Here is a 24,809-nt window from a genome sequence, read left to right as displayed (position 1 = left end):
GAAGGTAAAACATGGCTTCAATACCCAAAATCAGTTTTCCGGTTCCGGCTAATGGCAGGGGACAGAAATTTGGCAACGCCGAAGAGCTGCTGAGTATCCTTGAAGGCGAAAGTTCAGGGCTTTATCTGGTTGGTAGCCAGGGAATGTGGCATGGCGGCATTCATATTACTGATGCTACTGTCCCGTGGTGTGCACTCACAGGTTCGAATGCGTCAGAGCTGGCTTATGTCCATAAGCCTTATGCTGGCGAACAGGCGGTCAGTTGTATGGCCGACGGTAAAATCGTGGCTTACCGGGTGTGTGACGACTACGACTTCGTTGAGTGGCGTGGTGATAAAGTCTTTTTCTCAACATCATTTGTCCTGGTTGAGCATAATATCCAGCCGGGTGAACAGGCCAGCAGCGGGCTGAAATTTCACACGCTGTATATGAATCTGGCTCCGGTATCGGCTTACGGGCGGGGTGATGTTTATCTTAGGGAAACGGCAAAGGGACAGAAGTACTATAGCTCGCAGGACGATGTGAATACGGCAACGGCCAGTGGCACCCTACCCGCCGGGACTGAGGTGAAGCTGGGCGCGCAGGTGATGACGTCAAGCCATCATCATCGACAGTTCTGTGAAGTGACAGTGGTAAAGGATACCGGGTCACTGCATGCAGGCGACAAAATCTGGACGGTGTCGGACCGGGGATGGCTGAAGCCGCAAGGTGGGCAGGCAAAAGAGCCGTCATGGTGGAGCAATTGTTCACCAGTCTGCGGTGCAGAAAGCGGTACTCAGCAGATCGGTAAAACGACGACAACCATGAAATGCTATCTCAGCACTGAAGATATCAGCAGCGGGAAAGACTGCGGCAATCTGGCTAAGGATTTCCCGGTGACGGTGGATACTGATGTTCCGCCATTTACGCGGGTATCAGATAGCCGTGTTTTTAGTCTTGTCACGCTGGGCCAGGACAATAACCCGCTGAAGAAAGGGGACCGTGTGTGGGTGGTGTCGGATAACGATAACCTGACCGCAGAAGGTGGAGCCACAGTGGGGCAGCCAAAATACGGAGAAGTGGTTATCCCGGCCACACCGCTGACCATTAATGCCGGTGACAGCATCGGACACCTGGGTTTTTACGAACTGCCGGAAGAGCACGGCAAGCGTTCGCGCTACCAGGTACATATTGAATGCCTGAGTGCGGACAGCAAGTTGCCAACGTTCCTGACCAATCCGGATAAAGTGGGGGAGGAAAACCCGGCTTACCTGACCTATGCAGAGGGCGCAGACCTTTATATGCCGGATGCGCAAGGGAAGATGGTTAAGTCAGAGCGTAAAAGTCGAGCCCCAGGCATTCTGACTCTCTCAAAAGTTCCCGGAGTGGATGCTGACGGAAAAGCGTTATCCAACAATGCTGAAGCAACCTATTACCAGATAAGACCGGAAGGCGGCTGGATGGAGAAAAGCAGCGTGAAGAAGGTGGCGCAGTTTGACCTTGCGGGCCAGGGTTTTGTGACGCTGGATAAGGCACCGGAGAGTTTTGACCTGATAGACGGCATTCATCATCCGGACAACGTGGTGAAAGGCATTCTGAGCGAGTTGTACAAAGCGGCACAGAATGAAACTGACAGCAGCCGGAAGCTGAACCAGTACAACTATGACCGTCTGCTGAAGCAAATAGATACCAATCAGGACGGGCAGTACTCAGAGCAGGAATACCTGCAGGCAGTGCATAACCCGTCTTACCGCGACCATCTGTATCGCCTCATAGTTAAACATCCGAGTGAATGGTATTACGGCAAGGATGATGCTTACTGGAAGGTGTATCTGGACACGCTGGCAGCGGACCCTTCGCTGGCGGTGTGGAAGACGTATACCGAAGCGTTTATCAGCAAAATGAGCTGGATGAAACAAGTACCGGGGATGGTAGCGGAGCCGTGGCATATGCATCCCGTGGTGTTTTTAGATGGGTTTTTGACTGACAATGATGGAGTTACATACGCTCAGTTGAAACGAATTTTCCCTGATGCCTCAGATGCAGATATCAATACTGTTGTTGAGGAGTTAAGAGGCAAACTTCAGACATTTAAATTGGACACTCCGACGCGATTGAGGCATTTCTTCTCTCAGATTAAAGGTGAGGTGGGTCCGCAATTGAAAGGTAAAACAGAAGGCTTCCAATTTTCCCCAGCAACCCTAAGGTCATTTAGTCAGTATTATCGTGAGCATCCAACTGAATCCGAAAATGATGGCTACGAGAAAAATGCAAGCGGGCGGATTATTCGCAGGGCTGACGAGCAAGCTATTGGGAGAAAACATTATCTAAGGTTGAATGGTAATAGACAAAGCAACCCAGATGATGGCTATAATTTTAGAGGCAGGGGATTGATTCAAGTTACTGGGTATGGAAAATATCATGGATTTATGGAGGAGTATAATAATTACTGGCAAGGAAATCCACCTAATACTGTTGAAGAACCAGAGAAAATAAATGAGATGCCCTATGCCATACGAAGTGCTATATGGTTTTGGTTGCACTATGAAGTATATTCTCGTGATCAAGGTAATGGCTTTGATGATGTAATAAGTGTAACAAGAAGAGTCAACGGTGGGACTATGGGGTTGGATGAACGTCAAACAGCATATCAGTTGTGTGAGGGGGTTTTTTTATGAGAATACGTAGTTTTTTTTGGGTGGGAGTGAGCATTTTTTTATTGTCAGAAAGTTCTACAGCTGCTTCCGGCTTAAATACAACTGAAATTATCTCGTGTTCGTTGCCAGGGAAATTAACTCGAAAGGTTTTGTTTACAATAGATAACGAAACTCAGGCTCTTAACTATACATTCCAAAAAGATGGTAAGGTTGAATTGATAGTTCACTTTGATGCGGAGAATAAGCTAAAAAGACTTGTAGATAGTAAAATGGGTGTTACATATTATGGATTTAATCGAGGGAAATATAGTTATGTTATTGACATAATTAATGGGGCGGAAAAGGAAGAATATACAATGTCATTTGATGTCAAAAAAGATGACAAAATCGTACAGTCAGATGATTGTCTGCCATCCTCGTTCAGGAATAAGAATATTGAAAGTAAATTCATAACTGAAATTCCTTATACAGATGATGATGGGATGGTTTTCCCGTAGCGGTGTTGTGAAGTGGAATATTCTAAGTGTTTTGAGCCTTACAAAGAGCGCAGATCTTTACATGCCAGATGCACAGGGCAAAATGGTTAAGTCAGATCGTAAAAGCCGGGCGCCGGGTATTACCAGATAAGGCCGGAAGGCGGCTGGATGGCGAAAGAGAGCGCGAAAAAGGTGGCGCAGTTCGACCTTGCGGGCCTGGGTTTTGTGACGCTGGATAAGAAGCCAGAGAGTTTTGACCTGATAGACGGCATTCATCATCCGGACAATGTGGTGAAAGGCATTCTGAGTGAGCTGTACAAAGCGGCACAGAATGAAACTGACAGCAGCCGGAAGCTGAACCAGTACAACTATGACCGCCTGCTGAAACAAATAGATACCAATCAGGACGGGCAGTACTCAGAGCAGGAATACCTGCAGGCAGTGCATAACCCGTCTTACCGCGACCATCTGTATCGCCTCATAGTTAAACATCCGAGTGAATGGTATTACGGCAAGGATGATGCTTACTGGAAGGTGTATCTGGACACGCTGGCAGCAGACCCTTCGCTGGCGGTATGGAAGACGTATACCGAAGCGTTTATCAGCAAAATGAGCTGGATGAAGCAGGTATCGGGCATGGTGGCGGAGCCGTGGCATATGCATTCAGTGACATTTTTATCATATTTTAATGGTATGCAATGTGATGGTGAAAAACTATATGCGGATAAATTTAAAGTTACACGTTATGGTACTCGGTATGGGCCAGTGTATCGGGGGAATATTACATTAGCGATATACTCTAGATGGGATAACCGGATAGCGGATGGATCCTTAACCGTGGATGGAAAAAATTTTGGTTGCAATGTCCGAAAATGAAGGGGACATGGGCGCAATTCAGTCATTTGATAGTGAAGTTATCTCTGCCGGTGCAATGCAGAAACTATTAAAAGCGAAATTAATTTAGAGGGCAAAGGGGAGTTATTAACCCAACTGGCTAAGTTTCGTGACTTACATCAGGACCACTATCAGCACTATGCGGTTCGATGTTGATGGAGTGTTGAGGGTAGTGGGAGTCTAGCAGTGATTTATTATTGTGACTCAGTTCTCACAAATAATGAAAAAATAACCTCATCAAAATTGAAGCTGCTTCTGAAAGAGGGTTGTAGTGAAAGCATGTATGTGAAAGTCGTTCATAATAAAACGTTAGCGGCCATCCTTAAAGTCACATCATTACCTACAACGAAAATAAGCAGCTTTCAGATATAGACTAAAAAGCGCCTGGTCATATTAAAAACGCTGTAAAGGAATTGGATGAGGCTGAAATTTCTCAGGCTAGTAATGATCCTAAAATAAAGAAGAAAATATCAGGCTCGAGAACGTCACGGGATAAAATGATCGATAAAAAATCTCACTTAGAGACGTTTGAGTCAAATGTCATAGATGCTAAAGTTGCAGAATTTTATCAATGTATTACTGAGGGTGTCTGAAGGAGGTTGAGTTTTTTAACAGCACGCTTCCTTAAATATTTTATGTTCGTGGTTATGACAGGTTAAGGAAATTTCATATGTTAGCAATTATCCGGGTTGGCGATAAAACCACGCATGGTGGAAAGGTATTAACAGGCTCTGGCACGATGAAGTTCGGGGGCATAGGTGTAGCACGTAAAGGCGATAAAGTTTCATGTCCAAAAGACGGTCATGGGCCAACGACAATCATTGAGGGTAACCCCAATTATCTTGATGAAGGTATACCCGTTGCTTTTCAGGGGCATAAATGTGGGTGTGGTTGCTCTCTTATTAGTTCATTTTCGGTGGCAAAGGTTGGGTAAACATGCCGGTATTTCTGGATGAGATTCCTGAGCTTGCTCCGAAAATAAAACGTCCTGATACGCGAAGATGGCTAGGCCTGTTGGTAATACTCCTTGCAACGGGAACCGTATTGGCTTTTTCTTTCTGGAGTACGGAAAGGGAAGGTGCAATATTCTGGTTTACGGCGCTTGGCGTGCCGTTTTGCGTCTGGGGAACATTGCTTGGGATCCGTCGTACTGCTTATAAAGCCGATCAGGTCTGGGCAGAATCCTGGAACGCCGACAGAAGTATTCTCTGGAACGACGAAATTGTTCGCGGACAACGTGCTGCCTGGGTAATTACCTCCGGGGTGATCACTCAGGTCGGAAGCAGTACGGATAAATTATTAACAGCTGTAAGGACATCATTACCTGTTTTACAAGTACAAAAAACGCGTAGTGGTGCAGGGCCTGTTCGTCATTCAAAGCTAAAAGGTTTCGAAGCCGAATCAAAAGTGGGGGAGTTCAACGCATCCATAAAAACACTCATCATGCAAGTGATGCCCGCGCTAGAAAAAATACCTGGGAATATTCCTTGCTGGCTGATCGCTGATTTTGATATTCCACTTACCCTGGATGCAGAACAGAGCGCGCTGGACATAATCTCGTCAGAAACGGGCCGTTCATTCTCGTTATTCACCGCTAAAGGATTTACAGCGTTTGATTACTGGCTGGATAACGCTTGGCTCAAACCTTCGTTGCTATTGTGCTTAAGCGCAGTCATCCGGGATACCCCTCAGGAAGGCGACGGGGAGGCTATTTCACTAACACTCATGCTGAACAGAAAGCATCCTGGATTTCCTGACGCAATTCAACTTCACCGCCCTGAAAAACATCACAATGGCTCATTGGCGAAAACACTCTCCCGGGCTCTCTTGTGGAGCAAACTCTCACCTGAAAAGGTTCAAGGGAGTTGGGTGGCAGGGCGGAAAATTTCGCAGGGAGGAGAGTGGAATACCGCATGTGAAGAACATAAGTTGAGTGTTGAAATGACAGAAGATCATAAAAACATTGACGATTACATTGGTCAGGTTGGCATTTCTTCTCCATGGCTGGCCGTTGCTCTTTCTGCACCGTCGGCTCGCTCCGGAATGCCACAAATTATAGCTGTTGAGACAAGTGAGAATGAACTCTGGATTGCCGGGGTGACTTCCGGAGATTACACAGGGAAACCACAGGACGCATTGTGAAAATAAAAACGCTAATAGGGAGTATCGTTCTCACTCTGTTCTTTTTGACGGCAATATTTGCTTATTTATTTTTAGCATTGCCAGAAAAGATGGTGAGCTGGACTGGCATTGGCCCACTTGATAATACCCGGTTGCTGATAGGGTGCCTGGTGTTTATTCTCATTGTTATCATCATCGGTTGGATAGTTGAAAAATTATTCGATCGCGCTGGCAAAACGGGAGTAAAGACGGCGTTTGAAGAAAACAAGAAACAGTCGGTTGCAAAATTAGAGCCTTTAATTCTGAAGGAACATGTGGCGGGTGATGTCTTTTCCAGTGTTGATCTTATCGATCACCTCCACCTGCGCTACCGTCGCCGCTGGAAAGCAAAAGTGCGCCTGCTTATGGTACAGGGCAGCGATAACGATATTGAGAAGGTGGTGCCGGGGCTGAAACGTGACCACTGGCAGGAAAGTGACGGGATTGTGCTGATCCACGGTGGTCTGTCTGACAGCGTGCCAGATGACGAATTTCTGTCGGTGCTGAAAGCTGTTCGCCCGCAGCGTCCACTGGACGGGGTAGTGCAGGTGATGAATGCCGGTGCGCTCCCGGACACGGCCAGACAGGACACCCTGATTCGTGTGCGCCAGAAAACCGATGCCCTGATGGGCTGGCAGCTGCCGGTGTGGCTGTGGCTTGTCCGTGAAGGGGCATGGGCACATGATGGTGAAGGCGTTCCACCAACGGGAGCCCTGTTTGGCCCGGGTGTCACCGCAGATGAGACCCGTACAACGCTTGCGGCCCTGTCGTCAGAGTTGCAGGCGGCTGGCGTGGCTGCCCTGCTTGACGATTCGCAGCACCACTGGCTGTTAAACCTTTCTGACGCACTGCAGGGCCGTCTTCGTCGGTCTCTGTTGTCATTACTCAACGTGCTGATGTCCGGCCCGGCGCCGTACCGCCTGCGCGGGGTGATGTTCAGCCCGGCCTTGCCGGGGGCCACTACGGTTCCCCATGCGCGTCTGTCGCCGCCGGTCTGGCAGGCGCTGGAAGAAGACAGCCTGCAGGCGCATGCCCGTAAAATCGGCGTCCACTGGCAGAAAGCCCTGCGCCTGGTACTACTGGGGCTGATTCTTTTGTGGGGTGCGGGTACGTTGCTGTCACTTTCAGTCAACCGCACACAAATCTGGCTGGCGCAGGATACGGCGCGCACCGCCGCCGATACCCGACAGCCGCTGCCCGAACGTTTGCGTAATCAGCTTCTCCTGCAGCAGACCATTGCCCGTCTGCAGAACCGCGAAGTTCATGGTGCGCCCTGGTACACCCGGTTCGGTCTGAATCAGGACAGCGATACGCTGAACATGCTGTGGCCACTTTACGCACGAAACAACCAGACGCTGATGCGCGATGCCCTGGCCAGTGAGCTTCACCGCCAGCTGAATGCCTTTGTGCAGCTGCCGCCAGCAAGTGATGCGCGTACCTCCGCAACCCAGAAGACCTATAACCTGCTGAAAGGATATCTGATGCTGGCGCGTCCGGACAAAGCGGATGCGAACTGGCTGGCCGGTAATATGATCAAAGCCTGGCCCTCACGCTCAGGCGTATCTGACATCGTATGGCAGACCCAGGCACCGAAGCTGCTCGGGTTTTATGCCCAGAACTTACCGGCGCACCCGGAGTGGAAAATTACGCCAGACCGCGAACTGGTAGGCACCGTACGCCAGATTTTGCTCAAGCAGATTGGTCAGCGTAATGCCGAGTCAGGCCTGTATCAGGAAATGCTAGGGCGCATCGCCCGCAACTGGCCGGATTTAACGCTGGCCGACATGACCGGTGATACGGATTCGTCGACGCTGTTTTCCTCTGAGGAAGTGGTGCCGGGCATGTTCACCCGTCAGGCATGGGAAGAGCAGGTGCAGGAGGCCATTGATGAGGTGGTGAAAACCCGCCGTGATGAAATTGACTGGGTGCTGACGGACAAAAAGCAGCAGGCTGGCAGCGACATCTCACCTGAAGCCCTGAAGCAGCGACTCACTGAGCGTTACTTCACTGATTTTGGTAATGCCTGGCTGAACATGGCCAACAGCATTCAGTGGCAGGAAGCAACCTCGCTCTCTGAAGCTATCGCCCAACTGAACCTGCTGGCGGATGTGCGCCAATCGCCTCTGGTGGCGCTGATGAACACCCTGGCCTGGCAGGGCCAGACCGGGGCCAAAGGCGAGGCGCTGGCCGATTCACTGGTGGATTCAGCGAAAAAACTGGTCGGTCGTCAGAAGAGTGCAAAACAGTTTATTGAGCAGGCTCAGGGGCCTAAAGGTCCGCTGGACGGTGTGTTTGGCCCCCTGACCAGTCTGATGGCTGGTAAAGATGGCACCGGCAGTAACGGTAACCTCAGCTTCCAGTCGTGGCTGGCCCGTGTGACCCAGGTGCGCCTCAAGCTGCAGCAGGTGACCAGCGCACCCGATCCGCAGGCGATGTCCCAGATGCTGGCCCAGACTGTCTTCCAGGGGAAAGCCATCGATCTGACCGACACCCGGGACTACGGCAGCCTGGCGGCGGCAAGCCTGGGCCAGGAGTGGAACGGCTTCGGGCAGGCGCTGTTTGTGCAGCCGCTCGACCTGGCCTGGCGTCAGGTGCTGGCTCCGGCGGCAGGCAGCCTCAATGCCCGCTGGCAGAGCACCATCGTTTCGCAGTGGAACACCGCCTTTGCCGGACGCTATCCGTTTAAGGCCACCGGCAGCGATGCGTCACTTCCGCTGCTGGCTCAGTTCCTGCGTGGGGATTCCGGGCGAATTGCGGCGTTCATCAAAACCAACCTTGGCGGCATCCTGCATCAGGAAGGCAGCCACTGGGTGGTCGATCCTGCGGCGAGCCAGGGAATGACCGTTAACCCAGCATTCCTTTCAGCCATCAACCAACTGGCAGACATCGCCGATATCGTCTTTGCCCAAGGGGATGCCGGGGTTCACTTTGAACTGATGGCGCGACCGTCTCGCGATGTGGCGCGGATGCAGCTGACGCTGGATGGTCAGAAACTGGATTACTTCAACCAGATGGAAAGCTGGCAGAGCTTCACCTGGCCGGGCAATACCTATTACCCGGGTATGGATCTGAGCTGGCGTTCAACCAGCACCGAAATGCGGCTCTACGCCAACAACCAGGGGAACTGGGGCTTTATCCGTCTGCTGGATAAGGCGCTGATTACGCCGCTCGACAGCAGCCGGACACAGCTGGTGTGGATCACCCCGGACGGTAATCCGCTGAAATTCATTATGCGCAGTGAGCTCGGAGACGGGCCACTGGCATTGCTCAAACTGCAGGGATTCACTCTTCCGCAGAATATCTTCGACACCACCGGCGCATCAGCACCAGGAGATGTGTACTAAATGACCACTGCAGAGACGTTACTGACGCTGTGTCTTCCGGATGAAGCTCAGCGCGCCGCGCTAATTGTACATGCCCGGGACAACCTGTCCCGGTGGGATGCCTGGCTTGCTCCGCTTGCCGCCGGCAACGGGGCGGGGGATGACCCGACCTATGAGGATGATTTCCAGCTGATGCATGAGGAAATCAACAAACTCTCCGGTACCGATACCGGCTTGCTGTGTCGTCTGGCCGAGCTGGTTGTAACCCACCAGGCGCGTGATATCCGTGTGGTGACCTGGTATATCTTTGCCCGTCTGCAGCGCGAGGGTGACTGCGGGCTGGCCGATGGTCTGACGCTGCTTGTCGCCATGCTGAAACAGGCAAGGCAGCACTGCCACCCGTTGCGCAGCAATGCCCGGCTGACGGCACTGGAATGGCTGAACAGTGATAAAGTGCTGGATGCGTTCTCGCGCTGGCCAGATGTGACGCGGGAAGACACTGCCAGAACGGCCGCAGCACTCTGTCTGCTGGAAGAAGCTCTGGCGAATCTGTCAGACAGCGAGCGACCCTCATTTGCTGGCCTGTTGCGCGCCCTTGAAACCCGTCTGGCCGGTGCCGGAGGACTCGACACACCAGTGGCCTCCTCACATCAGGAGGAAACCACCGGTGTCGGAACCTCTACCTTTTCAGGCAGTGCCGTACCGGCGGCAATAGCTGTTAAATCGGAAGTGGAGCTGGTCCGTCAGCTGCGCGTGTTGTCCGGCTGGGTGGTGGAGCAGCCGCAGGGCTGGCTTGCGGCTCACCGGATGATGAAAGCGGCCCGCTGGGACCTGGTTACACAGTTACCTGCACTCGATGCCAGCGGCCGGACCCGTCTGCTGCCCCCGAAACCGGACTATCGTGCGCAGCTTAAACGTCTGTATCTCCAGCAGAGCTGGACCGAATTGATTGAACAGGTGGATGTAATGTTCACCGAAGGCGGCAACCGCTTCTGGCTCGATTTGCAGTGGTACCTGTGGCAGGGGCTGAGCCGCGCGGGAGCCCCTTGGGAGCACTGGGCCGATTATGTGATCAGCGACCTAAAGTTAATGCTGAAACGCCTGCCAGGACTAGACACCCTCGTCTGGAATGACGGTACGCCGTTGGCTGATGAGGTGACGCTGGGCTGGATAGCGGAAAAGGTTAACAACGACATGCCCGGGTTCGCCGACGAACCGGCTATGACCATTGATGGTCACGCTGGTGACATTCTGTCACTGGAAACCGAGGCGATGGAAAAGGGCGACAGTGAAGGCCCGGAAGCTGCGTTGAGCTGGCTTCAGAGCCGTCCGGGCATGGACTCCCCCCGTAGCCGCTGGTTACTCCGTTTACTCATGGCACGAGTGGCCGAGCAGTACGGGCGCAACGAATTGGCATTGCACCTGCTCGGTGAACTCACTGGCAGTGCGCCGCAGCTGACCCTCAGTGACTGGGAGCCAGGTCTGTTGTTTGACGTGCAGGCCCGCCGACTACGGTTGTTGCGCCTGAAAGCCGGGCGCAGCGAAAGTGACAAAGTTCGCCTTGCTCCCGAAATGGATACCCTGCTGGCGGGGCTGATTGCCCTCGACCCGGCCCGTGCAATGGTGCTGTGCGGGTAAATCCCCGGTCGCCATTGCGCTTCAGTTAACGATCGTCCTCTTGATGACGTCTTTCTTTTGATGATTTTTCCACTCAGGATGTCCATACATGGATGATTTAACCCTGCGATATTACGAAGCCGAGATGCGCTACCTGCGTGAAGCCGGTAAAGAATTTGCCCGCGCCCACCCCGACAGGGCAGCCATGCTCAATCTGGATAAAACCGGGGCACGTGACCCTTATGTGGAACGGCTGTTTGAAGGCTTTGCCTTCCTGATGGGGCGCCTGCGCGAAAAGCTTGATGATGACCTGCCGGAGCTGACAGAAGGGCTGGTCAGCCTGCTGTGGCCGCATTACATGCGCACCATCCCTTCGCTCTCCGTGGTGGCCTTTAGCCCGGAGTGGCAGCAGCTTCGCAAAATGGAAATGCTGGAAGAAGGCTTTTCCGTGCTGTCACGCCCTGTCGGGCCGCAGAAGACGGTCTGTCAGTACCGCACCACCCGCGAGGTGCCGCTGCAGCCCCTGCACCTGGCAGACGCCCGTCTGCAGACCGAACCGGATGGCCGTGCCGCCATTCGCCTTCGTTTTGACTGTCCGGACAAAGTGGACTGGTCAAAAGCCGGCATCGATAAGGTCGCCATTTACCTCGATGCCGAGAGCCCGGTGGCTTCGGCGCTGCATCTGGCGATGACCCGACGGGTTCACGCCATGTATGCCCGCCACAGTGAAACCCGCACCGAGCGGGTACGCTTCGACGGCTGGTGTAAACCCATGGGTTTTGATGATACCGACCGCCTGTGGCCAAAAGGGGATTCAGCATTCAGCGGTTACCAGCTGCTGCTGGAGTATTTCAGCTTCCGCCAGAAATTCATGTTTGTGGAACTGCGCGGGCTCGAAATGACCGGCCTCAGCGCCAAAAACACTTGGTTTGAAATCGATATCGTACTGAATGATGGCTGGCCGTCAGACCTGCCGTTTGAGACGGAAAACTTTCGCCTGCACTGTGCGCCGGTGATTAACCTGTTCCCGCTGGAAGCCGATCCCCTGACGCCGGACCCGCTGCAGAACGAGTATCTGTTACGACCGATGCGCGTTCAGGATGGCCATACTGAAATTTACAGCGTGGACGACATTCACGGGGCGGTGAAAAACGGCAAACATCCGTATGTGCCGTTCACCAGTTTTCGACACCGTGGCGGCATGATGCGCTTTGATGCGCCGGAGCGTTACTTCCATACCCGTGTGAAGCGCGGTCCTTCGGGGCTGTATGACACCTGGCTTATTCTCGGCGGGAAGTCCTTCGAGCTCGAGCAGTTGTCACAAAGCCCGGAATCACTGTCCATCCGTATCACCGGTACCAACGGTCAGCTGCCGCGCCGGTCACTCGAAAGTACCCTGCTTGACCGGGTGGTGAAAGCCGGCAAGGTGCCGGTGAAGGTGATGAACCTGAAGGTCCCGACGCTCCCGCTTTATCCACCGGCCAATGACCGCTTCCACTGGCGGGTCATGAGCCATCTGGGCTCCAGTTTCTTAAGCATGATGGATAACCCGGAGGTACTGCGCGGAACGCTGGCGCTGTATGACTGGACCGACGACGAGATGAACCGTCGTCGGCTGGAGGCGATTGTGGCGGTGAAGCACACCCTTATCCGCCGCTTCGAACGCGGCTTTATGCTGCGCGGGGTTGATATCGAAATCACCCTGAACGCCGATAATTTTGCCGGGGAAGGAGATGTCACGCTGTTTGGTGAGATGCTGCACCGCTTCTTTGCAATTTACGCCGATGTGCACCTCTTCAATCAGCTCACGCTGGTACTGCAACCGACAGGGAAACGACTGCGATGGAAAGAGAATCACAGCCAGCACATTCCGGGCTGACAGAACAGCTTCGCGACCATATCTGGCGGGTCAATTTTTACCGTTTCTGCCAACTGCTTGAACAGGAAAACCCACTGGCGCCCCCGCTCGGCAGTACCGATAAACTCAGCAATGATCCGGTGCGCTTTCGTCCCTGGCCGGGGATGGGATTTCCGGCCAGTGAACTAAAGGTTGTCGAAACCGATGAAGATTATCCGGACCTGGCACCGACGGTACGCACCACTTTCCTCGGGATGTACGGCGTGGATTCACCGCTGCCGACGGCACTGCTGGATGATATTGCCCAGCGGCGGGAGGGGTATGAAGCTACCTCCGCGTTTCTTGATATCTTCAGCCACCGTATCCTGACGCAGTATTACCGTATCTGGCGCAAGTACGCTTATCCGGTGACGTTTGAGGCGGGTGGTGCAGATGATATCTCCCAGTGCCTGCTCGGCCTGGTAGGGCTTGGTATTCCAGGCACGGCAGAGCAGGTGGCGACGCCGTCATCCCGCTTTCTGGCGCTGCTCGGCACGATGCGGATGCCGACCCGCAATGCCGAAGGCATTCGCCAGTTAATTAGCCTGCTTGCCCCGGAGACGAAGGCCTTCATTATCAGCCCGGACCCGTCCATCGTGCCTGTGACTCATCGCAGCGGACTTGGCAAGGGAAACCGCGTATCCCTGTCGCAGCGAGCCACCCTTGGAAAAAACGGGAAAGAGGCCTGCAGCCGCATTCTGCTGATGCTCGCCACAGATAACCCCGATGAAGCAGAAGGCTGGCTGCCGGGCGGCCAGATACATACCGACCTGATGGTCCTGCTGCGGGTGTATATGGGTTACCGCTCCGATGTCAGGGTGCGTCTCACCGTACCCGTGACCAGTCTGCCAGAGCCGCGGCTGGGTAAGACCCGGCGCGTTCAGCTTGGGCGCACCGGCGTGCTTGGGCTCAAACGCGATAGGCCCGCGAAACGCACGCACCTGACGGTCAGTCTTGGCACTTATAAAGGACTGACTTGCCTTGCGCTTCCTCCGGCACAGTCCGGTGATTACCGGTTTGACTAATGTTCCACGTCCTGACCCCAATTAATTCTGTTGTGAAGTCTGAAAAGGATCTCCGAATGACATTCGCTTCCCTGCAACGCTGCGCGTTCCTGATGCTGCTTAGTGTTCTGCTTACCGGCTGCGGCCTGACTCAGGCGGTCTCTGACGGCACCGTCAGCGCCACGAAAGCCATTTTCTACAAAAAAATCAAGGTGCTGCACCTGGATTTCGAGCCGCGTGCCGCCGCCAATGCAGATGAAAGCCAGACGCCGCTGGCCACCATGCTGCAGGTGTATCAGCTTAAAGACCGCCAGAAGGTGGATGCCGCCGATTACCAGAAACTGCTGCGCGATGCGGACACCACCCTGAAAGAAGACATCATTGCCAGTAAGTCTTTGCTGGTGATGCCCGAAGGCAGCGTTATCCTCAGTATGCCGATGGACGAAGACGCGAAATATGTCGCAGTGGTGGGGCTGTTCAATCGCCCGGATATGCGCAACAACAGCTGGCGCCTGGTACTGACCCGGGATGATCTTGATCCGGATAGGCCGCGCACCATCCAGCTGAACAGCACCGGGCTGACCCTGGTGCCGGTGAAGGAGTAAGTACATGGACACGCTGCAGGATAACTGGCTGGCCCTGTTTGACGGGCAGACTCGCTATACGCTTGAGATAAATGACAGTCCGCTTAAGCCCGACGTGCTGAACTTCCACGGTCGTGAGGCGCTGAACGAACCGTTCAAATGGACCATTGAGTTCACCACCGCGCAGCAGGGCATCACCCGTCAGGATGTGATGCTGAAATACGCCACTCTGTCGATGCGCTCCGGGCGAGTGGTTCAGGGCGTCATTACCGGCTTTAAGCACCTGAAAGAAACCGCTGACCAGACGCATTTTGCGCTGACGCTCTCTCCGCGCCTGGCGTTGCTCACCCACACCCGCCGCTGTGCTGTGTATCAGAATGTCTCCGTACCGGAACTGGTGGAGCAGATACTGCGCGCCCACGGTCTGGAGGGCTCAGACTTTGAGTTCAGGCTGGAACGCACCTACCCACCGAGGGAACTTATTACCCAGTGGAGGGAATCCGACCTGCAGTTTATCCAGCGCATCCTGGCTGAGGACGGTATCTGGTTCCGCACCGGGGTGAACACCACCACCGGGCTCGATACGGTGACCTTTGCTGATAGCCAGCTGCAGTACCAGTTTCATGTTCAGCTTCCCTACCGGGAGCCGTCGGCGCTCCATGACGGTGCGGTCGAGGCCGTGTGGGATGCGCGGGTATGGCACAACACCGTCACCGGCAGCGTGGTTACCCGAGACTACAACTACCGCACCGCCACCACACCGATGGATGCTCGTGCCGAAGTGCGCAACGAAATGGCGACCACTGGCGAACACTACCGTTATGCCGCTCCTTACCGCGAGGCCGGTGATGACACCAGCGCTGAACCGGAGACCGAAAGCGGGGCGTTTTATGCCCGCATTCATCATGAGCGGGAACTGAATAAAGCCATCCGCCTGCATCTGTTCAGCAACGCCAGCCACCTGACGCCGGGCATGGTGCTGGAGACCGGTGACAGCGACGTGCCGGAGCTGAAAGAGGGGATGGTGATTACGCTCACCACCTTCCGCGCCGCCCGTGACACCCGTCTTCATGTCTCAGTATGGGGGATGCCTTACAGTGAGCAGTACTGCTTCCGCCCGAAAACGGCGCCGCGCCCGGCGATTGCCGGGACGCTGATGGCCCGCGTGGAGAGTGAAGAGAAGAATGACCCGTATGCGCACCTGGACAGCGAGGGCCGTTACCGGGTGAAGCTGGACTTCAGCCGTGAGGACGCAGAGCCCGGCAACAACTATCTGTGGATACGACAGGCGAAGCCGTATGCCGGGGAAACCTATGGCTGGCACACGCCGCTGATTGACGGTACGGAAGTGGGGATTGCCTTTGACGGCGGCGACCCGGACAGGCCGTACATTGCCCACGCTTTTCATGATTCAGAGCATGCGGACGTGGTCACCCGGGATAACCGCAGCCAGAACATTCTGCGGACAGCAGGTCGTAATGAACTGCGGATGGAAGACCAGCGTCAGGCAGAGCATATCGCGCTCATTACGCCGTTTGGGGCCACAGCGCTGAACCTGGGTCACGTCGTGGATGCCCGGAATGAACCCCGCGGTACCGGGTTTGAGCTGCGTACCGATGAATTCGGGGTTATCCGTGTGGCGAAAGGGCTGCTGGTGACGGCGACGGGTCAGACCAAAGCCGAAGGCGATGTGCTGAGCATGGATGAAGCCCTGAGAGAAATCGATATGGGCCGTCAGCGTCTGGCCCAACTGGCGGATGCAGAACGACAGGCGCTGGCGCTTGAAGCGGATGTGGCCAGCCAGATAGCGATGTTCAGTGAACGACTGAAACCGCTGAACGAGGTGATCCACTTCACGGCACCGGAAGGCATGGCGTTTACCAGTGATGAACACCTGCAGCTGACCGCAACCGACAATATCGGCGTCAATGCCGGTGGGGACATCAGCATCGGTTCACTGGGCAATACCGCGCTGCTGGCAGGACAGACCCTCGGGTTGTTTGCACAGAGCGGAAAGCTGAGTCTTATTTCTGACCAGGGCCCGGTACGGGTGCAGGCACAGAACGGTGCCCTGCATATGAGTGCGGCGCAAAAGCTCAGCATCAGCAGCATGAGCGACATCCTGTTTGCCGGCAAAAAGAAGGTGACGCTGATTGGCGGTGGCAGTTACGTGAAGATAGAGGCGGGGGGTATTGAGTACGGAACGGCACATACATACACACGTAATATCAAGCGCACGCATAAGCTGCGGCCAGCGAGCCTCCCTTTCCAGGCTATCGCAGGAAGTGGCATTTGCCTCAGTTGCCTGATGAAAGCAGCGATAAATGGCGACACTTTTGTTATTCGGGGGGAGTCATGAATATGAGTTTTACACTGTCTGCTTTGCTTCTTATGAACTCTCCGGAGCATTCGCTGTTTGCCCTAGTGGATGGTCTGCAATTTGAACGTTATTTCGGGAACGAATTGGAAGTGCAGCAACACAAAATTCTGCCTTTATTTGATAAATATCCGGATTCACGAATTGCTTTTGCGGGGCCATGGATTATGCAAATGAACCACTGTATGGCTGAATGGGAACGTTTAAATGAACTCGAAGCACAGTATCCAGCTGTTTCCTGGCTGCTTTCCAGGGCAACTTTACAGGAGTTGGTTACTCATTTTCAGAACGTAATGAACGTCATGATGCCTGACGGGAAGGTTGCACTGATGCGGTTGCAGGATCCACGGGTTCAGATTCGTATGGGCGAATTACTGGATGACGAACAACATCACAAATTAACCCGACTCATTGATGAGTGGCTGTCGCTGAGCGACGGCAGGATCTATTCACTGAAGAAAAAGGATTTCATATGCTGACATTCTCAGAGGAACAATGTGCAACGACCAGCCAGATGGAGGATGACGCGTTTGTCAGAGATACCGCCAGAAAACTTAAATCCCAGTATCCGGTGATTGTTGAATCAGACGATGTTTTTTACCCCCGGCTGAAAGCTGCACTGGCATTCGCCAATACGATCCCCATAAAAGAGATGAAAGCCCGGCGGGATTTTTTATTTCTGGAAGCTTTTTTTGTCAGTTTTTATTGTGTTCCTGAAGCGGATAATTGGTTGAGAACCTCTAATGGCTATTCGGCAGACCAGCGTCTGGAAGATCTGAAACATATTCTGATAAACAGGGAGAAGAGAAAATCATGGTAATGTTCCCTATAAATCCTACCGGGATGGCAGGGATGGCTGGCGCTGCTGGCGGCGCGATTGGTGCGTCATCGTATCCCGGAGCACAGCGTGCTCCGGCTCCCTGGGATTCAGATGACGGAAGCTGGGGAACAAGCCGTTCCCAATCCCCTTATAGTGGATTCACCTGGCAGGGAAAACGTTATGATCCCATTTTGAATCAGCCCATGGAAGTCAGTGCAGAAATGCATGGTAATTATTGGGAAGATGATATGGATTACAGCGAATCCGTGACGTACGAAGATGTTGGTTGTAAGACGACCATAACGGCAAAAAGTAAAAGCTGTCTGGCCTGCCCGCCGGATGGGAAGGTGGCGCCGATGGTGCGACGTTGTTCTCGCTGGAGTGAAGTCACCATCAGTTATCAAACCCGTATTTGTGGCACGTACTACAACCCTGAAACGAAACAGATTCAGGAGTTCAAATATTGTGGGGTGTCGTTTGACGGCTGGAAGGAAGCGTTGTGTCAATTTTGGGAAGCCAAGGCACGGTATGATCAGTTTTTTGACGTGTTTGGCGATCCTAAAGGATGGTGGAAAGGGTTTAAAAGTGGATTAAGTCAGGCTGCACGCCACCAGGCTGTTGCGACAGTGAATCAACCATTAAAAGTCGTCTGGGTTTTTATGCAACCAGTTAGCTATCGTTATTTTTCTAAAATGTTTAAAGACTTTAAAGATATAATTACAAGATGGGTGCCATGATGAGATTATCAGCGAATGCATACTATGAAGATGATCGCCTTCCTAGTGTTGAATTATGTCTGGATGAATTATTCTTTGTTTCTGAATTGTTAGATGTGTTATTAGGAACAAAAAAAAGATGGTATGAAAAGGGATACTCAAGAAAGCAGGCGTTAGAGCATGTGGTGTTCAATCATGACAAGGCTGAACCGAAGGTCGTTGAAAGATGGAGTAGTCGAATAAATAAAGAATATCCATTAATAATCGATGGCGTATGGGATGGTGAGGTTGATAGTAAGATATGTTCTATAAACTATATAAAAAAGCATGTTGATAATATAAAAAAGACCAACTTAGATATTAGTATTACTTGTGGTGAAACGGAAGTGAGTACAAATAAGGTTGTTGGTTTTTTAACTTCATTGGTGAATAATAAAGAACATATGTATGCATCCATAAATACAAATGGATATTGGAATAATGATGAGAATGTATTTCCCGACCGAATTCCTGTCGGATGGATGATTTATATTCCTGTTGTATTGCTGCCAGAGCTAATACCTGAGGCAGGTAGAGTAGTACCTGTAGTAGCTGCTGGAAAGCAAAAAGGAACTATTGTTGTCTCAACTACAGATATCTTTGATGGACGAAATAAAGAGCATATTAGTAAAGCTAATGATATGGAAATAAAACTTTTGGATCTCGGTTTGTTACCTCTAATGACTGAGCTGTAATTATACCTGTCCCTGGAACTCATCACCCAGTGGCGGGAATCCGACCTGCAGTTTATCCAGCGCACCCTGGCTGAAGACGGTATGCGCACCTGGACAGCGAGGGCCGTTAAGCCGGAAGTCAGTAGCGTGCTCAATGAGTGGCAGAAGATGCCGACCAGCAAATCATTTCCACCCTGCGCGCAGCATGCAATGGTGATAAAAGCATTAAAAAAGAGCGAAAAGGCAGGTTTATTATCGCTAATAGATAAGTAGATTTTTGCGCTTTATTACCTGAATGGTGGGAAGGTTATGCTTGAATCAGCCCGTCTAAAGGCAGTTTTACCTGAAGTGATAAAGGGGACGCACTCACTGGCTGATGTGCTGGCTCACTTTGAGAATGGATAATACCGAAAGGCAGTAAAGATTTTAAACCAGGAAAGTACAAGTGTTCGGCTAAAACGGAATAAAGATGATGGGATTTTTTAAAACCTTTAGCAAACTTGATAATGCTGTAAATCACGGCTACGCCCTCTGGGGAAAATGGATTTGGGGAAGCTTGCTGGCGATGATTCTGGCATACGGTGGGTGGTTAATCTGGGCATCCATCTGGGGACCACCGACTGGAGGGGTAACGCTAATTATTCACAGTGAAATTGACAGGCCAATTATGGGATTCAGTGTGAATGGCGTTGCTGGCCCAAATGCGTCTGCATATAAAAAAAATCCTTATTCAGGTGGCGGAGGAGCAGCTACTTGTTGCGGTAGCATCAGTGGGAAAACAGCAGAAGTCATCTGGACATTAAGCACTACACGTGCTCAGTATGATGCAGGACTTCGCAAAGAAACTCGTCGTGTGATAATGCCTTTGCCAGAAAGAAAGTGGGGAGAGAATGATCTACATGTACACTTTTTGCCTGGAGATAAAGTGCTACTGGGCTGGAGCGATAATGCCTGGTCGCCTTATGAAAAACGCCTCGATACTCCTGGTAAGGCTGCAAAGGAGGAGCAAAATTGATGGATATCGAAAGTATTATTGCAGCTGCAAATCGTGCTCAGCAGGCAGAGGATGCCGGACTGGGAAATTGTTCAAGTACCGTTTGTAAAGCAGGAGCATAACTGATGGGGCTTTTTAAAACCTTTGGTAATGTTGATAACGCAGTGAATCGCGGCTACGCGCGCTGGGGTAAATGGATTTGGGGAAGTCTGCTGGCGATAATCCTGGCATACGGCGGCTGGTTAATCTGGGCATCAATATGGGGACCGCCAACCGGCCCGGTCACATTAATTATTCACAGTGAAATCGACAGGCCAATTCTGGGTTTTAGCGTGAATGGTGTAGCGGGCGCTAATTCGGCTGCACATAACAAAAATAATCCATATGCTTCGGGGCCTGGTAAATCAACCTGCTGCGGCAGTATCAGTGGGAAAACTGCTGAGGTTATCTGGACGCTAAGTACTACCCGAGCCCAATACGATGCAGGGCTGCGCAAAGAAACCAGACGTGTTGTGATGCCATTGCCAGAGAGAAAATGGGAAGAAAATTATCTTCATGTTTACTTCTTTCAGGATGATAAAGTTCGTTTATGGTGGGGAACCGGGTTTATAAGCCCTAAAGCTGACGCTATTTTAATCAACCCCAACGCACGGGAATAATAATGGCTATCGAAAGTATTATTGCAGCTGCAAATCGTGCTCAGCAGGCAGAGGATGCCGGGCTGGGAAATTGTTCACGTACCTGGCATGTTGGTTTCTTTTTTGATGGCATTCATCGCAATATCGAGCAGGATGCTCCAGAACAACGTGTTAGTAACGTAGCTCGATTGTTTAGAGCGCATCCAGACCTCAAACGAAATACATCTCATGAAACATACGATGCATTTTATATTTCTGGCCTTGGAACTCCATTTCAGGAGAATCTCACGTCGAAACTTCATACTATTATGGATGGTGCAAAAAGTTCTGCGTTGGATGATCTCAAAGATCAACCCAAAGAGATGATGAAAGATGCCGGCATGGAGTTAATTAAGGGGGGGGGTGGGAGATTCTAAAAGATTCAGGAAAAAAATTGATTAACCCCACTGAGTGGAAGAAACTGACGACTGATACTGCTAAAAGCGCAGCCAAAAGGACGTTTATAGAAGCGACCCCTTGGTTACGCGATAATCCCACAATTGCCGATATGCTGGTTACTGGGGTTGATACAAGAATTATTTCCACAAAAGTGACGTTTGAAGAGGCATTCAAAGAGGCAAAAAATAAAGGCCCGGTAACCATTAAACTAATCTCCCTTTCTTTTTTTGGCTACGATCTTGGTGCAACACTTGCGCGTAAATTTATCGATACCTTGCTTAGTGATGTTTTTGAGAAACAAGGGGATAAATACTACTATCAGAAGATACCTGTAGATATTATCTTTACCGGATTATTTGATTGCGCACGTCATACTCCTGCCAGTAGCAATAATGGTGTGGACTGGTTTGTTTCCGCCTTTGGTGGACCGATAAGAGGCATCAGTGTTTTACTGGGTGATAAATCCATTGACCAGGAGTCGGCATTACCTGAAACCGTTAAAAATGCGCTTCATCTTGTCGCTGCTCATGAAAATCGCCCCTGGCGTAGCCTCTATTGCCGGGGTGGGAGTAATAACAAGCATAAGGAAGAACTGTTGCCTGGCTGTGCGGAAGACATAGGCGGCTGTCTTAAACCGAATGAGCAAAAACCAAGTGCGGAACTCTGTCGGGTAGCATTACACCGGATGTACCGGGCGGCGACCATGGCAGGAGTTCCTTTTCCAGACCTACAAACGCTCGACCAAATTGATACCGACGTAGCTGCCTATTTCGTTATGCAGGATAAGGTTGAGAATAAGTCAGTCGCACAATGGACGAAACGTTACCAGCAAGCGGTTCCTTTTAAAACAGTCAATATCGGTGCACAAAATCGTCACCTGGACAGTTATATAGAATGGCTGGGAAAACAATATTATCAGTATCGTTGTGAATGCATTCGATATGAAAAACTGCGTGGGAATGTTTTGGCTTCAGCCGGAGCATCCGCCGGGTTGCTGGGCATATCGACACAAGCTAAAGAATCTGCGGGCAACTATCAGAACGAACTGGATATTCTGAAAAAAAACTGGGGATGGCTGGAAGATGTCCATGATGCAGCAATCAAAATGAAAAACAGCATGGAGCTCAATCCTGATGATATGCGTCTCGAGATTGTGCCTGATATCTATGGGCCAGCATTGAGGCGAGCGAAACGTTTTCTCGATTATGCCAATGCAGCTTACCTCGGTCAGCCTCAACCTTTTCCCGAAGATAATGCCCCTTCTGAAATGTATGCCTGGTTTGTACACGATATTCAAAGAGTGGAAAAAGGTGCGTCGATTTCACAGGACTTTTTGGTCATTCGTTCACTGGAAAATCCTGAAGCATAGCCTCGTTTAGCAACACCAGCCACCTGACGCCGGGCATGGTGCTGGAGACCGGTGACAGCGACGTGCCGGAGCTGAAAGAGGGGATGGTGATTACGCTCACCACCTTCCGTGCCGCCCGTGACACTCGTCTTCATGTCTCAGTGTGGGGGATGCCTTACAGCGAGCAGTACTGCTTCCGCCCGAAAACGGCGCCGCGCCCGGCGATTGCCGGGACGCTGATGGCCCGCGTGGAGAGTGAAGAGAAGAATGACCCGTACCGGTGTCGATACACGATTAAATTCGGCAAAATTACGTTTTGAGCGTTTTTTTGAACGAGCCAAATCAAATAGTCGGGTAATGCGTTTCGTGCTCATGTTGGTGATAACGCGCACCATTATGGCGCGAAGCGAGCCAGTGAAGAAGTGGAGTATTTCAAGCGTGATAAGCCTGACTGGGTAGATGTGGGCGTCAGTGAGAGCAAATTTAGAGCGCTGGAAAATTTTAAGGAAAAAAATCTACAATAGATGGTTGGCCTGACATAAGTAGTACCAGTAAAAATCCTGCACTAAAAGGCAAATTTGATACTTTTGACAAATCCATGCAGGCTGTTGAAATTCCACCTGGCACGGTTATCTATCGTGTGGTTGATCCATCGTCGAGTGATAACAATATCTGCTGAATGCGTAAGGCTGAATTTGACAAGCTGACCAGTAAGAGTGACTGGCGGCGGCGTTTTGCTGTGTGGAAGAGTTGGAATGAGAATGGTGAGTTTGTCACCTATACCATTCCACCTGGGCAGCCCCTGAAGGTCTGGGAGGGACGTGCGGGCACGCAGATTAATCGTGAAGCCCCCGAATACTCACTGGAAGGAGGTGCTGTGCAGATTGTACTGGATCCGTCACAACTGAAAAAAGAGTACACCGGATCGAGGCAGAAAACAGGCTGGGGATATGGTGATGCGGCTAACGATCCTGCTTATCCGTATCAGGGATTACCAAAACTCGAAAATATCCATAACTGGTATGAACCAAAGGACAAAAGCTAATGGCCATCTTACATCCTCAGGAATGTTATTTACTTGAAAAATTTATTTCTCCTGAACATTACGCTGCCACGCGTGATGCAATTATTGCTTATATCGATGCTCATGAGGAAGCCTTTGCTCGCTATTTACGAGAAATGCCGTTAAACAGCCGTAAGCTTCCTTTGTGGCAACAGGCCGATATGGTGTGGGGGGATCGTGTTCTGCCCAATATTCGCTCTGCCAGAGAGCGTTATACAGAAGCATTTATTCTGCGAACCCATAATGACGTCAAGGCATTTAACATCGGTCATACCATGAGTAATATCAACAAAGGCATTGCCGAATGTTGGGATGGCTGGATGACAAAAGAAGAAATCGAAACGATATCTGAATTAGGACGTATAGCGTCAGTGCTGGATCGAAGGTTGTCAGTAACAATTAGAGGTAATTGGGATGAGGGGGATTTAACATATGATGGTTACGGTGACGAAGGTTACGGTATTTATAGTTACGATGATATTCCAGCCAAAATCCCACGTTATGAACTTGATACATCTATTCGCATAGAGTTAGGTGATAATCCCGAGGTGACTGGAATTTATTTGCCTGATATCGATTATGCGCCAGCTCGATTTATTTCAGCAAATTACGGGCAACCGGCATCAGCACTACAAGGTGTTCAGCGAAGTGAATACGTTTCTAGTGATGGGAAACGGAGCTATAGCTGGAAAGACTCTGAATGGGCCAAAACAGGCTGGACGCTGATCCGACGCATTGAAGGTGAATTTATTGATGTACCGCCAGAGGGTTTTTTCCCTGAAGGCAAGCCTGAAGAATTATACAACTGGCCGCAACGAGAAAAAGAACTCTTGCAGGAAAAAAGAGTGCGCATCACTTGCTGGAGTGGGGATGTCGCGCCATTCGATGGACGTTGGGCGAGCATCGTCAATGGAACGACTCAATACACTCATACTCGCGTTGGACAGGTGATGCCGGAATTTGAAGATAAGGACGGCAAGTACCACCAGTCCTGTTGGTCTTTGCTTGAAAGGAATGATGGCGGCAGTGTAATGATATCTAAGCCATAAATTTGGTAATAGTGTTTTACCAAAACTCGAAAATACCCATAACTGGTATGAACCAAAGGACA

21 protein-coding genes and 1 pseudogene are annotated in these 24,809 nt (G+C 51.4%); all 22 read left to right on the top strand.

Annotated elements, in window-relative coordinates; genetic code table 11:
• Positions 1–11 precede the first annotated feature (11 nt).
• The 22 genes and pseudogenes from L6R44_RS15185 to L6R44_RS15085 all read left to right on the top strand — a co-directional run bounded on the left by L6R44_RS15185 (position 12) and on the right by L6R44_RS15085 (position 24,747).
• Positions 12–2,657: a glycoside hydrolase family 19 protein gene (locus L6R44_RS15185; protein WP_237424661.1), complete on the top strand. Its 2,646-nt coding sequence runs from the start codon at positions 12–14 to the stop codon at positions 2,655–2,657.
• On the top strand, positions 2,654–3,133 hold the full coding sequence (locus tag L6R44_RS15180) for a hypothetical protein (RefSeq protein ID WP_237424660.1): 480 nt from the start codon (positions 2,654–2,656) through the stop codon (positions 3,131–3,133). The genes L6R44_RS15185 and L6R44_RS15180 overlap by 4 nt, the downstream gene beginning before the upstream one ends.
• Positions 3,134–3,280: 147 nt before the next feature.
• Complete coding sequence (locus tag L6R44_RS15175) at positions 3,281–3,988, top strand: hypothetical protein (protein WP_337249850.1); 708 nt, start codon at positions 3,281–3,283, stop codon at positions 3,986–3,988.
• 688 nt (positions 3,989–4,676) lie between these two features.
• Positions 4,677–4,940 (top strand): PAAR domain-containing protein, encoded by a 264-nt coding sequence (locus tag L6R44_RS15170; RefSeq protein WP_077064457.1) that lies wholly within the window; start codon positions 4,677–4,679, stop codon positions 4,938–4,940.
• A gap of 2 nt (positions 4,941–4,942) precedes the next feature.
• The gene (locus L6R44_RS15165; RefSeq protein ID WP_237424659.1) at positions 4,943–6,148 is read left to right on the top strand and encodes a hypothetical protein; all 1,206 of its coding nucleotides are present in this window, start codon (positions 4,943–4,945) and stop codon (positions 6,146–6,148) included.
• Positions 6,149–6,237: 89 nt separating this feature from the next.
• Positions 6,238–9,510 carry an ImcF-related family protein gene (locus tag L6R44_RS15160; RefSeq protein WP_237424658.1) on the top strand — a complete coding sequence of 1,091 codons (3,273 nt, stop codon included), beginning with the start codon at positions 6,238–6,240 and terminating at the stop codon, positions 9,508–9,510.
• A complete protein-coding gene (gene tssA / locus L6R44_RS15155) occupies positions 9,511–11,127 on the top strand; it encodes a type VI secretion system protein TssA (RefSeq protein ID WP_077064460.1) in 1,617 nt (538 codons plus the stop codon).
• A gap of 88 nt (positions 11,128–11,215) precedes the next feature.
• The gene (gene tssF / locus L6R44_RS15150; RefSeq protein WP_237424657.1) at positions 11,216–12,985 is read left to right on the top strand and encodes a type VI secretion system baseplate subunit TssF; all 1,770 of its coding nucleotides are present in this window, start codon (positions 11,216–11,218) and stop codon (positions 12,983–12,985) included.
• A complete protein-coding gene (tssG, locus tag L6R44_RS15145) occupies positions 12,949–14,028 on the top strand; it encodes a type VI secretion system baseplate subunit TssG (protein WP_237424656.1) in 1,080 nt (359 codons plus the stop codon). Before tssF ends, tssG begins: the two co-directional genes overlap by 37 nt.
• Positions 14,029–14,084: 56 nt before the next feature.
• Positions 14,085–14,612 carry a type VI secretion system lipoprotein TssJ gene (gene tssJ, locus L6R44_RS15140; RefSeq protein ID WP_077064463.1) on the top strand — a complete coding sequence of 176 codons (528 nt, stop codon included), beginning with the start codon at positions 14,085–14,087 and terminating at the stop codon, positions 14,610–14,612.
• A gap of 4 nt (positions 14,613–14,616) precedes the next feature.
• Positions 14,617–16,950 carry a type VI secretion system Vgr family protein gene (locus tag L6R44_RS15135; RefSeq protein WP_237424655.1) on the top strand — a complete coding sequence of 778 codons (2,334 nt, stop codon included), beginning with the start codon at positions 14,617–14,619 and terminating at the stop codon, positions 16,948–16,950.
• 2 nt (positions 16,951–16,952) lie between these two features.
• Positions 16,953–17,447: a DUF4123 domain-containing protein gene (locus L6R44_RS15130; RefSeq protein WP_077064477.1), complete on the top strand. Its 495-nt coding sequence runs from the start codon at positions 16,953–16,955 to the stop codon at positions 17,445–17,447.
• Positions 17,441–17,788, top strand: a complete 348-nt coding sequence (locus L6R44_RS15125; RefSeq protein WP_077064464.1) for a hypothetical protein — start codon at positions 17,441–17,443, stop codon at positions 17,786–17,788. The genes L6R44_RS15130 and L6R44_RS15125 overlap by 7 nt, the downstream gene beginning before the upstream one ends.
• Positions 17,782–18,525: a Tox-REase-5 domain-containing protein gene (locus tag L6R44_RS15120; protein ID WP_237424654.1), complete on the top strand. Its 744-nt coding sequence runs from the start codon at positions 17,782–17,784 to the stop codon at positions 18,523–18,525. Before L6R44_RS15125 ends, L6R44_RS15120 begins: the two co-directional genes overlap by 7 nt.
• Positions 18,522–19,238: an Imm52 family immunity protein gene (locus tag L6R44_RS15115; RefSeq protein WP_077064466.1), complete on the top strand. Its 717-nt coding sequence runs from the start codon at positions 18,522–18,524 to the stop codon at positions 19,236–19,238. Before L6R44_RS15120 ends, L6R44_RS15115 begins: the two co-directional genes overlap by 4 nt.
• A 451-nt stretch (positions 19,239–19,689) precedes the next feature.
• Positions 19,690–20,232 (top strand): DUF3304 domain-containing protein, encoded by a 543-nt coding sequence (locus tag L6R44_RS15110; RefSeq protein ID WP_237424676.1) that lies wholly within the window; start codon positions 19,690–19,692, stop codon positions 20,230–20,232.
• A gap of 104 nt (positions 20,233–20,336) precedes the next feature.
• Positions 20,337–20,870: a hypothetical protein gene (locus L6R44_RS15105; RefSeq protein WP_237424653.1), complete on the top strand. Its 534-nt coding sequence runs from the start codon at positions 20,337–20,339 to the stop codon at positions 20,868–20,870.
• A gap of 2 nt (positions 20,871–20,872) precedes the next feature.
• A complete protein-coding gene (locus L6R44_RS24940) occupies positions 20,873–21,265 on the top strand; it encodes a hypothetical protein (RefSeq protein ID WP_337249849.1) in 393 nt (130 codons plus the stop codon).
• 17 nt (positions 21,266–21,282) lie between these two features.
• Entirely contained in the window at positions 21,283–22,656 is a 1,374-nt protein-coding gene (locus L6R44_RS15100) for a hypothetical protein (RefSeq protein WP_337249848.1), read from the top strand.
• 5 nt (positions 22,657–22,661) lie between these two features.
• Positions 22,662–22,913 (top strand): annotated as a pseudogene (locus L6R44_RS15095) (type VI secretion system Vgr family protein); the annotation flags it as partial.
• Positions 22,914–23,314: 401 nt separating this feature from the next.
• Positions 23,315–23,680: a hypothetical protein gene (locus L6R44_RS15090; protein WP_237424652.1), complete on the top strand. Its 366-nt coding sequence runs from the start codon at positions 23,315–23,317 to the stop codon at positions 23,678–23,680.
• The gene (locus L6R44_RS15085) at positions 23,680–24,747 is read left to right on the top strand and encodes a type VI secretion protein ImpA (RefSeq protein ID WP_237424651.1); all 1,068 of its coding nucleotides are present in this window, start codon (positions 23,680–23,682) and stop codon (positions 24,745–24,747) included. Before L6R44_RS15090 ends, L6R44_RS15085 begins: the two co-directional genes overlap by 1 nt.
• Positions 24,748–24,809: the final 62 nt, after the last annotated feature.

Source organism: Enterobacter cloacae complex sp. ECC445 (assembly GCF_021892025.1).
GTDB lineage: Bacteria > Pseudomonadota > Gammaproteobacteria > Enterobacterales > Enterobacteriaceae > Enterobacter > Enterobacter chengduensis.
This window is presented reverse-complemented; position numbering and strand designations above follow the sequence as displayed.